At 49.8% G+C, this 12429-nt stretch carries 12 protein-coding genes; all 12 read right to left on the reverse strand.

The window, feature by feature from the left end; all coding sequences use genetic code 11:
* Positions 1–75 precede the first annotated feature (75 nt).
* The 12 genes from PSH57_RS20405 to ihfB all read right to left on the reverse strand — a co-directional run bounded on the left by PSH57_RS20405 (position 76) and on the right by ihfB (position 12336).
* Entirely contained in the window at positions 76–834 is a 759-nt protein-coding gene (locus PSH57_RS20405; protein WP_305385138.1) for an AglZ/HisF2 family acetamidino modification protein, read from the reverse strand.
* The gene (gene hisH, locus PSH57_RS20410; protein WP_305385140.1) at positions 834–1442 is read right to left on the reverse strand and encodes an imidazole glycerol phosphate synthase subunit HisH; all 609 of its coding nucleotides are present in this window, start codon (positions 1440–1442) and stop codon (positions 834–836) included. The genes PSH57_RS20405 and hisH overlap by 1 nt, the downstream gene beginning before the upstream one ends.
* Entirely contained in the window at positions 1439–2665 is a 1227-nt protein-coding gene (locus PSH57_RS20415; RefSeq protein ID WP_305444926.1) for a lipopolysaccharide biosynthesis protein, read from the reverse strand. Before PSH57_RS20415 ends, hisH begins: the two co-directional genes overlap by 4 nt.
* A 5-nt stretch (positions 2666–2670) precedes the next feature.
* Complete coding sequence (locus PSH57_RS20420) at positions 2671–3987, reverse strand: hypothetical protein (RefSeq protein WP_305385142.1); 1317 nt, start codon at positions 3985–3987, stop codon at positions 2671–2673.
* Between the two features lie 3 nt (positions 3988–3990).
* Positions 3991–5073 (reverse strand): DegT/DnrJ/EryC1/StrS family aminotransferase, encoded by a 1083-nt coding sequence (locus PSH57_RS20425; RefSeq protein WP_305385144.1) that lies wholly within the window; start codon positions 5071–5073, stop codon positions 3991–3993.
* Between the two features lie 2 nt (positions 5074–5075).
* A complete protein-coding gene (gene wbpD / locus PSH57_RS20430) occupies positions 5076–5651 on the reverse strand; it encodes a UDP-2-acetamido-3-amino-2,3-dideoxy-D-glucuronate N-acetyltransferase (protein ID WP_305385146.1) in 576 nt (191 codons plus the stop codon).
* Positions 5648–7495: an acyltransferase family protein gene (locus tag PSH57_RS20435; RefSeq protein ID WP_305390439.1), complete on the reverse strand. Its 1848-nt coding sequence runs from the start codon at positions 7493–7495 to the stop codon at positions 5648–5650. Before PSH57_RS20435 ends, wbpD begins: the two co-directional genes overlap by 4 nt.
* Before the next feature lie 110 nt (positions 7496–7605).
* Positions 7606–8556 carry a UDP-N-acetyl-2-amino-2-deoxy-D-glucuronate oxidase gene (gene wbpB, locus PSH57_RS20440; RefSeq protein WP_305444725.1) on the reverse strand — a complete coding sequence of 317 codons (951 nt, stop codon included), beginning with the start codon at positions 8554–8556 and terminating at the stop codon, positions 7606–7608.
* 17 nt (positions 8557–8573) lie between these two features.
* A complete protein-coding gene (gene wbpA, locus PSH57_RS20445) occupies positions 8574–9887 on the reverse strand; it encodes a UDP-N-acetyl-D-glucosamine 6-dehydrogenase (RefSeq protein WP_305385150.1) in 1314 nt (437 codons plus the stop codon).
* A 668-nt stretch (positions 9888–10555) separates the two neighbouring features.
* Complete coding sequence (locus PSH57_RS20450; RefSeq protein WP_305444728.1) at positions 10556–11599, reverse strand: LPS O-antigen chain length determinant protein WzzB; 1044 nt, start codon at positions 11597–11599, stop codon at positions 10556–10558.
* 189 nt (positions 11600–11788) lie between these two features.
* Positions 11789–12013 (reverse strand): lipopolysaccharide assembly protein LapA domain-containing protein, encoded by a 225-nt coding sequence (locus PSH57_RS20455; RefSeq protein ID WP_305385154.1) that lies wholly within the window; start codon positions 12011–12013, stop codon positions 11789–11791.
* Between the two features lie 26 nt (positions 12014–12039).
* Positions 12040–12336: an integration host factor subunit beta gene (ihfB, locus tag PSH57_RS20460; RefSeq protein WP_003199243.1), complete on the reverse strand. Its 297-nt coding sequence runs from the start codon at positions 12334–12336 to the stop codon at positions 12040–12042.
* Between the last annotated feature and the right edge of the window lie 93 nt (positions 12337–12429).

Here is a 12429-nt window from a genome sequence, read left to right on the forward strand (position 1 = left end):
CTCAAATTCAGAAATAACAGCGCAGTCTACAAGTTACATTTTATAGACGGCATCTAATTACAAATTCTTAACCCGTTAATCTCTCGAAAAGTTCTGATTAAGATCAGGATAGCTGATTAAAACAGCTTTATGCTTCCCGTGAAAAACGAAGAAACTTCCTGCAGCAACCGCAGACACCCCTGCCTTTTCGAACGGCTCGTTCAGATCAGCTATCGACCCCGCACCGCCACACGCTATGACAGGAATATCCACAGCAGCGACGACTGATTTTATTAAAGATATATCATACCCCTGCATCATTCCGTCACGATCAATGGAATTAAGGAATATTTCACCAGCCCCTGCCGCCTCAGCTTTCCTAGCCCATTCAATTGGCGAAATTTTGGTATCTTTCATGCCTGCTTGGGAATAAACCGAATATCTCCCGAGCAAGCTTTTTTTGCAATCTATTGAGCAAACCACACTTTGAGAGCCAAACTGATCTGCAATCTTTCTCAACAACTCAATATCGGCCAAGGCGGCGGAATTCAACGCGATTTTCTCAATACCTAACGAAAAAATTTTCTGCGCATGCTCAAGAGTACAAATGCCCCCGCCATAGCAAATGGGCATAAAACACTCCCCAGCAACTTCTGCGATTAACTCATAGTCTGGTTCGCGCCCTGATAATGACGCCTCAATATCTAACAGTACCAGTTCATCAACTTCTTTTTCATTAAAAATTCGGATGGCGTTTACTGGATCGCCAATATATTTAGGCGATTTGAATTTTACCGTTTTGACGAGTCCTCTATCCTTTAGTAGAAGACAGGGTATTACACGTTTTCTTTGCATCAGGCTAGCTCTACAAAATTTTTGAATAGCTGCATTCCAAACCGGTGACTTTTCTCCGGATGGAACTGAAATCCAAAAATGTTATTTTTAGCGACCGCCGCAGTAAACTTCTGCCCATAATCAGCAGTCAAAAGTGTGTCCTGATCGTTATCAGGCGACATGTAATACCCATGAACGAAATAAAAACGACTTTCATCAGTCAGCCCTTGCACCAAGGGATGTTCGTAATTTCGCGAAACATGGCTCCAGCCCATGTGCGGCACCTTCCTTTCGGCACGCTTTTCAAACCGCTTGATATCCATGTCGATCCACCCGAGCCCTGGTTCGTCTCCTTCTTCAGAGCCACGCCCCAACATTTGCGCCCCTAGGCACACCCCCATAACAGGTTTTCGAAAAACAACCGCCTGCTGATTGAGAACATCGATGAGTCCGCTTTGACGCAGCGTTCTCATTCCGGCGTCAAAGGCCCCCACGCCAGGCAGAATAAGCTTTTCTGCGCTCTCAATATCCTCAGCCAACCTGGAAGCCTTGGCTTTGGCACCAACCCGCTTAAGCATGTTCAATACTGAAGCAATGTTTCCTACCCCGTAGTCGACGACGACAATCATGAGGGGACTCCCTGAGCACAGCGATACGACACCGCGAAATAAATGGCATACATTATCGCATAGCTCAGGGAGTACCACCACAGGGCTTCCAGCACGTCACCTGCAAGCAAAAAGCATCCGCATGTAATGAATCGCAATGCAGCCTGCCACATCAAGTCCATTTGTTGTTTTTGCGCAATATATATCGTATAGCTTAATGGACTTATAACAAAGCGCATGTAAAACATAGGAATTAGCAACACTGCGTACTTACCAGACTCGTTCCATCCCACACCAAAAAAGAACGTGAAGATCCATTCTCCCAACCACCAAAAAAGTAGGAATGGAGGAATGGCAAGTAGCGCGAGAGCTACGAAAGTTTTAAGAAAAACGGACGTGCAGTTACCTGTATTCCTATAATCTCTAGCAGCCTGCTCTTTAAAGACATCCAAAACTGATGTAGCCAACAATGTGACCGGAGCCCCCATAATTTTCATGGTAAGCGCAAACAATCCCGCGGGCTCAGCGCCAAATCGAGCAGCAATTAATATAATAGGCATCTGACTGGCAATTGTATTTATTAAGTCTGCTGGTAATGAAAGCTGGGGGAATTTTCTGTACTTATGCGCTGTATTTCTTACCGTACCAAAGCTCACGCTCCAGCAACTTTTTAGCCAAGCTCGCTCGAACCACAAACAAACAAAAATTGTTGCTAACAGCACACCTGCTACTTGCCCATAAATTAATCCTGAAACGCCTAGAGCAAAGTACCCCGCAATTACCTGAGCCAAAGCAATCGCTATTGCCAGGAGAATTCTTGCGACGCCCAACTTATTAAACTCTTGCTGTAGCGCCAACACTGAGAGAGCGGCTTTATTGATCCCCATTCCAAAAATCACAAACGCCAGACCCACAGAATAAGATCTAACAACCGAAGGGATTTGCTCTATAAGCACACCAAACAAAACAAGACATAGAGTAGAAACAACGGAAAGAACGATAGCGATCAACAAAATTAACTTTACAATCGCCCTGGAATCATCATTTTTTTCACCGCTAAAAAGAGACAATTCATAACGAGCCGTAACAAGAACGGCCATAATGGTAGCAAATGAAAGCCAAACGTTAAATAAACCTAACTCATCGGGCGTATAAAGACGCACCAGCAACAACATTACACTCAAGGATACCAATTGAGCGCCCAATGTACCGACAAGCACCTTCCTGACACGAGAAAAGAACACACTATTCAAAATGCACTCCTGTCTCGCATCGCACTTCGCTTCGACAATGCCATCAACATTATTAGAAGCAGCATAAAGAAAACGCCTGACCCCAGGAGAACTGTCGGCAAAGACTGCTCAATTATTTTCGTCGCAAAAAGCAAAGCGATGGGCATCGCTGTAAAAGTAGACCGTGTTGAATATAAAAAATTGAGCAGAAACACAATTGCACTGACAATTAAAGCTTCGACGACTACCGCTAAATATCCGAGTCGAAGATAGGCTACGGCCAGGAAATTAATATTTGCATTATTATCTGGATTATTGTACATCCAGCGACCTATCTGAAAGGTGACCGGCTCACTTTTTGAGCCTCCAAAAATCGCCCCAAAAATCGTATCACCGTAATTATTTTCCCCCATCACCTGTACAAAAGTCTCTGCTCCACCTAATAAAGTTGATGGCACAGTAAATGCGCGCCTTATGAAGTAATCATTAATATAAGAATACCCTAAAGCCTCGTATTCAAGAACACCGACTAATAACAAACCTATTACAGCCAGCAAGAGCCAAGAAACATTAACGTGCCCCGCTCGCCTAAAGTACGCCATTAAAAAGTATATCAACACAATAACAAAAAACGGATATTTCTGTCCGAAGGCTCCCCAAAGCACAAAAACGTTAACAACGCCCAACCAAAGGAAAAACTTATCTTTCTTATAAACACCCCATGCAAATAAAACAGGAAATAACGCCTGCGTCCCTATCGAGGCGATATACCCTTCTAGGGATCCAGCAGAGAAAACATCTCGCGCAATAGCGCGTCGAAGATACTGCTCTGAAAAATCGAAAGAAAAGTATGAAGAACTTTTCAATATTATAAACACCAGAACAAAGGAGTTTATCAATGACACGCATAGCAAGTACTGTCGTCCACCCCCCCTTTCCTCATTACCAGAACGGAACTTGATCTTATTAAAAAGCGAGATCACGACACTTCCTAGCAAAATAGAAAAACAAACTCCGGAAAAGGGACTGGCGCCAGGATAAAACATGTTTGCGCCATTCAACACCAACGCGTGCGGCACAACAATCATGATCAAAAAAACTACAACAATATCTCCCGGCTTGCTTATCCTTGGGCCACATAAAAACGAACTAAGCAGCGCGAGTAAAAACAGATAGGCCAGCAACACCCCATCTAATGGCTTGGAGGCAGCCCCCATATATTCATATAACATGTAAACATAATTATTATTTACCCACACCAACAAGAAAAAATATAAAAAAAAGTAAAGGGCGTTAACGAAAATCGCCCTGTCAACCTTCAAAGAGATGTACATAACTTAGCCAACTACCGCAGCACAAATATTTGCAACAGTCTCGTCATCCAGATAAGGATGCATTGGCAAACTCATGACCTGCTCTGCGACGCGGTCTCCCGTAGGTAACTGGGCGCTTGCATCGGCTACAGCAGGCTGTTTGTTCAACGGGATCGGGTAATGAACAGCCGTAGGAATTCCCTGCTTCTTTAACGTCTCTTGTAACTGATCACGTTCGTCAACGAGAATAGTATATTGAGCGTAGGCACTGGTGTTCCACTCTTCCACATAAGGAACTGTGTTTACACCTAGGGCCCTGAGTGACTCATCATACAATTTTGCAACACGCTGACGTTGCTCAAGCTCCTTTTCAAAAATTTCAAGTTTGGGCAGGAGAATTGCCGCTTGCAGCGTATCCAGGCGACTATTAACTCCCACGCGCACATGGTGATAGCGGCGGTCCTGCCCGTGTCTGGCAATTTGGCGCAGTACTTTGGCCAGTTCGTCATCATTGGTAAAAATCGCACCACCGTCCCCATAGCATCCCAGCGGTTTGCTTGGAAAGAAGCTAGTGCACGCTATTGTGGTGAGGTTACAGGAGCGTTTCCCTTTGTAGGTAGCGCCAAAGCTTTGTGCCGCGTCTTCTATTACGGGGATTGAATATTTAGCGGCTATCGCATTGATCGCATCATAGTCCGCACATTGCCCGTATAGAGAAACAGGAATAATAGCTTTCGTACGCGGGGTAATAGCTGCTTCCAGCTTCTGTGGGTCAAGATTATATGTGCGCGGATCAATATCCACATATACCGGTTTTGCACCGAGTAAGGCAACTGTCTCGGCGGTTGCAATATAGGTGAAACCTGGTGTTATAACCTCGTCACTTGGCCCAATTCCCAGCGCCATTTGAGCGATTTGCAAGGCGTCTGTGCCATTGGCGCAGGTTATGCAGTGTTTGGCGCCAACAAACTGAGCAAGTTTTTCCTCGAGTTCCGCTACCTCTGGGCCGAGAATGTACTGGCCGTGGCTCAAGACACGCTGGATGCCGGCATCAATCTTGTCCTTGATACGTGCTTGCTGGCTTTTCAGGTCAATGAATTCAATCATGCTCAGGCATCCGTCTTGTTCAAAAATTTTCCGTTCAGCACGTAGCGCGCCCCCGTGTGCGAACAGAAGGCCTCGCCCTGCTCGTTCAACTGCAATTGCTCGCCAAATTCGCTCATCCAGCCAATCTGCCGCGCGGGCACACCCACCATCAATGCATAGGCCGGTACATCCTTGTTGATGACCGCGCCGGCACCGACGAAGGCATATTCACCAATGGTAACGCCGCAGACGATGGTGCAATTGGCGCCAAGGGTCGCGCCCTTTTTTACCAGCGTATCGAGGTACTGGTCCTTGCGCTCGATCAGCGAACGCGGGTTATAGACATTGGTGAAGACCATGCTGGGGCCACAGAACACGCCCTCTTCCAGCATGACATTGTCGTAGACCGACACATTGTTCTGGACCTTGCAGCGGTCGCCGATCACGACCTTGTTGCCCACAAACACATTCTGACCGAGCGAAACGCCCACACCGATGCGGGCGCCCCCGCAAACATGGACAAAGTGCCAGACCCGGGAGTTTTCACCGATCTGCGCGCCCTCATCGACGATCGCGCTTGGGTGCTGATAGTAATTCATGGCTTCAGACTCACATTGGACTGAGGTTGATCGAAAGCACGCTGCAGTTGCTCGGCAGCATAGTGCCCATAACGACTTGCACCTACCTCGTTGAGGTGGTGGCTGTCACGGTAGATGAGCAAGCCTTGCTGATAAGGCGCAGCGGCAAAGAAGTTGCTATTGGAAAAGTCCAGGAAACGCACGCCCGGCGTGCGGTCGACAATGGCCTGAACTTGCTGGTTGACACCCTGCCACTCGCGATTGAATGTCAATGGCGCCGGCAGGCCAAGCTCGGTAAAGCGCCTTACCCGCTGCACGTCTGTTTCAAACATTGGCACCTGAGCAAGCACCACGATGTGCTTATGGGCTCCCGCAGTATCGCCGAGAAATTCAGAAAACGCCTTGGCGAATGCTTGACTCTGCATCTGGTACTGCCACATGCCTGCGACGATCACCCGCTCCACCTTCGGCAACTCACGAGCCACGGCCTCGATCTGCGCACGGCAAGGTCTTTGCGCCCAGGCTGGCAGGCGTTCAAAGTCGAAGCCAGGGATAGGCACGCAACTGCTGGCAGTGAGCACACGGTAAGCGACGCCCTGCTCTTCGCCCACCTTGTCGAAGAAGTAGTTCAATTGGGCAGCATGGCTATCGCCAATTACCAGGACGGACACTTCGGCATCCGCCTTGCCTCGCTTGCACGCGCCCACTTGTGTGCCATGGCAGATAAGCTCTGGAGCAGCATAACGGGTGAGCTCCACAGGCAACGGAGCGACCAGCGAGGCGTTGACACGTTGCCCCCCCCATACCACCAGCACGACCACAGCACCGGCTACAGCCCACTTGGGCACCTGGCGCATGCCGGAAGCTTTTCTGGCGGGTGTTTCGACCAAGCGATAGGAAATCCATGCCAGCATTACAGAGCTGGCCACGAAAATCGGCAACCATGCAGCCGTCAGCTCGTACTGCCCCGTGTAATAGCGAATGAACGCCAGCACCGGCCAATGCCACAGGTACAACGAATAGGAAATGCCACCGATCCAGACCATCGGCCGAGTGGCCAGCAACGCGCTGACCGGACCACGCCGGGCGACGATGAGCAGCCCTGCTGCGACACAAGGCAGGATGGACCAGAAGCCTGGGAAGTGTTGCTTATCGATAGCCAGCACAGCCCACGCCAGCAGCATTGCGCCCAGCCCACCGAACACGCTTGCAAGTAACAGGGGCAGCTCGCGCTGGCGCATCAGCAAGGCAACGATGGCACCGACCATGAACTCGGGAATCCGTGCCGACAGGGCAAAGTACATCCCATCTTGCGATTCGCCCAGTCCACGGTAGCCGCTCCAGGCAAACAGACTGGCGGCTAGCAAGGCAAACGCCATGAGACGCCATTGCTTTGGCAAGCAAATGACCAGCACAGGGAAGAACAGATAGAACTGCATCTCGATGGCCAAGGACCAGGTATGCAGAAGCGGCAACTCATAGGCCCGCGGCGCGAAATAACTGCCAAAGCCAGAGAAGTACTGGTTGCTGGTAAACAGCGCCGAGGACTTCAGGCTGTCGAGAAAAAATGCAAAATCCTCAGGCAGAAACAGAAGCGCGGACAGCGCGCACACCACCACCAGCATGACGAAATACGCCGGCAGAATACGCTTGATGCGGCTGGCATAGAATGAAACAAGATCGACCTTGTCGCTTCGCTCGGTCAACAATGCCGTTATGATGAAGCCTGAGATAACAAAAAAGATGTCGACGCCAACATAGCCGGCTTTCAGCCAGCCACTATTGGCGTGATAAAGCATGACCGCCAGCACCGCGATTGCACGCAAGCCCTGAATATCGAGACGAATACTGCGCGCGTGGCGCATCGCACCCGCTTCGTTTGGCTTGTTGAAATTATCGTTCGACACGCTGGCTTGCGATCCTGCTTGGGAAACTTGAAACGGGTAGCGCAAGGCCACCCGTGTTGTCTCGCCGATCAGCGAGAAAGGGCTTGGACGAACGGATGCGCTTCGTTGTCCGCTGCCACGACGATGGCCGCACTGCGAATGGTATTGACCGTCTCCACGCAGTGGCGAGCATCCTCGATGCCATAACCACGACCAGCCAGGATTTCCTCGTAGCTGGTGGTGTGCAGGTCAGTGAAGCCTTCGGAGAACTCCATTTCCTCACCGTTGACGGTAATCGAACGGTAAGTCGGCTTCTTGCCCTTCACCGATTCCGGCAGGTCGTTGGCGTCGACCGACAAGAACCAGCGTACGCGTGCTTTCTCGTACTCCAGGTAACCGGCCGCCTTGTGTTCGGAAGTGAAGTGCACAACGTTACGCTGCAGCTTGCCGAAGATGAAATGCAGCATGTCGTAGAAGTGCACGCCGATGTTGGTGGCTACCCCGAACGACTTGCGTGGGTCACCTTTCCAGCTTTGCAGGTACCACTTGCCGCGGGAAGTGATGTAGGTCAGGTCGACTTCGTACTTGTGCGGGTTGTTCTCGCGGGCAACCTTGTCCTTCAAGGCAATGATTGCCTGGTGATGGCGCAGTTGCAGAATGTTGTACAGGCGCTTGCCGGTTTCCTGCTCGATCAAGGCCAACTGGTCCAACTGCTGCGGGGTCGGCACCAGCGGTTTTTCGCAGATCACGTCACAGCCCAGGCGCAGACCTGCGGCAATGTGCGGTTGGTGCAAGTAGTTGGGCGAGCAGATCGACACGTAATCCAAGGCGGTCGCTGGGTCGCGCTTGAGGCTGTGGGCGTGATCAAGGAAGAACTCGAACTCGGTAAAGAATTCGCTTTGCGGTGAAATGCTGTCGCTGATGCCTACCGAGTCATTGATGTCATAAGCGGACACTAATGTATTGCCGGTATCCTTAATGGCGCGCATATGGCGGGGAGCGATATATCCGGCGGCACCAATTAGAGCAAAACGTTTCATCCAGAACTCTCCTGTCATCAAGCTTTGATAATATTCGATTGAGGGGCGCGATATTTACCACGACTATCGATGATCAGTTGAGCATGTTGACTGATAAGCTCATAGTCGAACCTATCATGGTCTGTGGCCAGGATAACAGCATCATAATCCTTTAGGACTTCAGCGGTCAGAGGCTCACTGGAAAGGTCAAAGTGGTGCTCACGCATCTTCGGAAACTTCAGGACGTGGGGGTCGGAATATCCTACGACGCCTCCTTTGGCCTCGATCAACTCCATGATTTCAACCGAAGGCGACTCACGCATATCATCTACGTTCTTCTTGTAGGCGATACCAAGTACCAGAACTTTACTGCCTTTCAAAGGCTTACCGCGCTCATTCAGGCCGTCCATCAGTTTGCTCAGAACGTACTCTGGCATGGCTTGGTTGACCTCACCCGAAAGCTCAATAAAGCGTGTATGCAAACCATACTCACGGGCTTTCCAAGTCAGGTAAAACGGATCGATTGGAATGCAATGACCGCCGAGGCCAGGGCCTGGGTAGTAGGCAGTAAAGCCGAAGGGTTTGGTTGCAGCGGCGTCGACCACTTCGAAAATATCGATGCCCATACGGTCCGCGACCACCTTCATTTCATTCACCAAGCCGATGTTGACCGCGCGGTGGATATTTTCCAGCAGTTTGGTCATTTCAGCCGCTTTAGTAGAACTAACCTGTACGACCTGATCAATTGCGAGCTCATAGAGAGCGACACCCACTTCGAGACACGCAGGTGTATGCCCACCGATTACCTTCGGAATGGTACGAGTTTCAAAGTTTGGGTTGCCGGGATCTTCGCGCTCTGGAGAGTAAACCAGGAAGATGTTCTCACCAACACGCAAGCCTTTCTCCTGGACTCGCGGCAGTAGCTCTTCTTCTGTAGTGCCAGGGTAGGTTGTACTTTCAAGAGATACAATCTGTCCTGCCCTTAAATACGGTTTGATTGCATCAGTCGTGTTTATCACGAAGCTCATGTCTGGCTCGCGATATTTATTTAATGGCGTTGGCACACAGAGAATCAGCGCATCACATTCAGGCACACGAGCAAAATCGGTGGTCGCTTCGAATCCACTTTTCCGAGCAACTTCGATTTTTTCGCCCGGGATGTGTTCGATATAGCTTTTACCTGAATTCAACAGTTCAACTTTTGAGCTGTCGATATCAAGCCCAATCACTTTAAACCCAATCGCATTGTAACGCAGCATCAAAGGCAGGCCGACGTATCCAAGGCCGACGATACCGATGACGGCCACTTTTTCTTTAAATTTGGCGACGCTCGCCTGCTTTATGCTCGACATCCAACTCTCCATTCAACTTGTCAAAATCATGTAATTCATTAGAATCATGAACCAGGCCTGAATCCCACCTGACCCGACCTTCACATCTAGTAAAACCCCATCCCGGTCTGCGGCAGCGCCGGACGCGTTCTCTTCAGCCTTTATCGCTACAGGAGGCAGCCATCTGAGAGACGCTACGCCTCCAAGCGAGCACTGCCAGCATCTCCAGACAGTAAAAACCTCATCAACCAAGACCCAACGCTAATATCAACGCAGCAACAGGTCGCTAGCGACCCGCGAGCTCTTCCCAAACCACCATTATGCCCGTTGTGTAACAAAATGGCTTCCACGGATTGCACGACCTTGGGCGCATAGCTTGTCTTGGCGGCGCTTGCCACGTTAGCTAGCTGAATTTCATGCCCCCTCTGCGAAATCAGCCCAAACTGCTGCGCCATCTTATTATCACAACAGATAGGACCTCGGGGCGCTTCCCTTCGCATACCAAATCCTATCACCTTGTTTTCAAAAACCTACTTCACACGAGCGTTCTATTTCTACCGACAGAACTCTTTATTCCCATTAACGAAAAACCTGTCTATACGAAGATAATCTTCATACAGACAGGCTAAAAACACTATAACTTACAGCAAACCCCCAGAACTCAATACTGATCACTTTAGCCGTGCCACTTACCGCTCTCTATTTCGAACAACGGCAAATCTAACCAAGGCTATCAAGCTACCTAACACACCCCCAACAACGACACCCAACAACAAAATCAAAGCTTTTCTTGGTTTTATCGGACTCTCCGGTACTTCCACACTACCATCCGGCCGATAAACCGAAATACTTTCAGCGTCGATGTTCAATTTACGATAGAAGCTGTATCTCATTTGCAACGATCGCAAATCTTTAATAAAGGCATCGTCGGAAGACCTGGACTCCAGGGCTTCAATCTCCGCCGCCAACGCTTTACTGCCTCGTTGGTAGTCCATTTTATTTCCCGTTTCCACGGTGATATCTACTGCGGCGGTGGAGTTGATAGCAGGTGATGTCAGACCAATGGACTCAGCAATCTTCAACGCTTCGCGCAGCTGTTGAATCCGATCCTCGCGTACGCGCTGCGCATTCTCGCGCAAGCTGACAATCCTCTGCTCCAAATTTCGAGCCCTGACCGACGCTTCGGCTGTGACGTTCTTGATCAACTCCGACTCAGCAGCCTCACTGGCACGTTGGACATAGCTCCTTGCCCATTCAGTGGCTTTAACAGGATCTACACCTTGAACAGTAATCGAAAAGCGATCAGGCGTACCCTTACCAGGCCCCCTTATCGCCAGCTCTCGGGAAAAACGCTCGTATAAACGATCAAGCGCACCCTTTCGCTCATCCTCACTAAGAGACGGAAGGTAGACCTCATTAAAAAATTTCTGGCGAAGAGACTCACCCTGAAGATTTCGAGCAAACACATCATAAACATACTTAATGGAATAAATATTCAGCTCTGTACTTTTCCCACGGCCATAATTCAACTCAGCAATATCATTCTGAGTAGGTGGCATGATAAAAAGCTTGGCTTCATAGACAGGCTTGCTAAGGAAGGCGTAAAGGCCAGCCCCAACAGTAACCAGAAGAGTAACACCCAGAATCAACCATTTCTGAGCCCAAAGCCCCCGAACAAGCTCGATCAGATCAATCTCGTCTGCGTCACGCGCATCAACACGATCATTTTGCATGGAAAGCCTCGCTTGGCATCACGTTCGTGTACACACCAAACGCATCAAAAGGCAAGACGGGCAAGACGGGCAAGGCCGCGTCGGACTGAGCGGCAAACTGAGTTAGATTAAATACGAACAAAACGCACCCAAAGTCAGAAAAAATTGTAGACAGTGATCCTTACCAAGACTGCTGGGCCACACATCCATTTATTTCAATCGCCTACGCGCCCCCATGAACCACGCGAGCAACGGGCCAACCATCATACCAGCGAGAAGTGACACTAGCACGTAAACTGAAACAGGAAGTTGCGGTGCCGTCCAGCCCAGGAACAACAGCGCGACAGGCTGGGTATTTTCAAGCACGAACAGCACGATGGCTGCGGCCACTAGCAACGAGAGCACGACAAGAGAAAAACGTTTAAAGCTGCGCATGAATTCCCCCTTGCATAGACGCCTCCTTACAGCTCATCCCCCTCCTCCTCATTGACACGATCCCTGAGTTCCTTACCCGGCTTGAAATGAGGCACGAACTTGCCGTCAAGGCTCACGGACTGACCGGTTTTAGGATTGCGGCCTACCCGCGGGGCGCGGTAGTGCAGGGAGAAACTGCCAAACCCACGGATCTCAATTCGATCACCCGTGGCAAGGCACTGGGACATTTGCTCAAGCATGGTCTTGATGGCCAGCTCCACATCCTTGGATGAGAGCAGCCCTTGATGGGTGACAATTCGTTCGATCAACTCCGACTTCGTCATATTTTTCCCTTCTTTTTCAAGCAGCTAGGAAAATCGCTTCAAAGGTTTTAGCATGACCGGAGGAATTTGAACAGCCCAAGTCTTGACATATCT

Origin of the sequence: Pseudomonas hefeiensis (genome assembly GCF_030687835.1) — a bacterium.
Classification (GTDB): Bacteria; Pseudomonadota; Gammaproteobacteria; order Pseudomonadales; family Pseudomonadaceae; genus Aquipseudomonas; species Aquipseudomonas hefeiensis.